The organism is Paenibacillus gorillae (assembly GCF_000513275.1).
Lineage (GTDB): Bacteria > Bacillota > Bacilli > Paenibacillales > Paenibacillaceae > Pristimantibacillus > Pristimantibacillus gorillae.
Map to the genome: position 1 here is coordinate 1 of NZ_CBVJ010000165.1, position 545 is coordinate 545.

The window sequence follows — 545 nt, forward strand, 5'->3', positions numbered from 1 at the left end:
AACGTAGGGCGCATTCTTTGCTGCTTTCTCGCATCTACGTTGGATATTTCCAACGTAGGGAGCATCCTTTGCTGCTTCCCCGCTTCTACATTGGATATTTCCAACGTAGGGAGCATTCTCTGCCGCTTTCCCGCTTCTACGTTGGATATTTCCAACGTAGGGAGCATTCTCTGCTGCTTTCCCGCTTCTACGTTGGATATTTCCAACGTAATACTCATACAGTAAAACTCCAAATTAAGAGGGGGCCAAGCCGCTCTTAAACTTTGAAGCGATAAATCGCTAATAAAGCTGCAAACAAACTGCACTTTTACATTTTGATTCATGCAGACAGCTAATAATCGGACCCACCCGGGCTGGTCCTCCCAACAGAAGCTGCCTTCATTTGCACAAATTTGTAGAGCGGGAGAGTGGAGCGTATTGGGTTAGGGTTAGGGTTAGGGTTAGGGTTAGGGTTAGGGTTAGGGTTAGGGTTAGGGTTAGGGTTAGGGTTAGGGTTAGGGTTAGGGTTAGGGTTAGGGTTAGGGTTAGGGTTAGGGTTAGGGTTA

1 protein-coding gene is annotated in these 545 nt (G+C 47.2%); it reads right to left on the minus strand.

Going from position 1 to position 545, the window contains the following annotated elements; translation table 11 throughout:
• A partial coding sequence (locus TY10_RS28500; RefSeq protein ID WP_042171604.1) for a hypothetical protein occupies positions 1-218 on the minus strand: 218 nt, incomplete at its 3' end.
• Between the last annotated feature and the right edge of the window lie 327 nt (positions 219-545).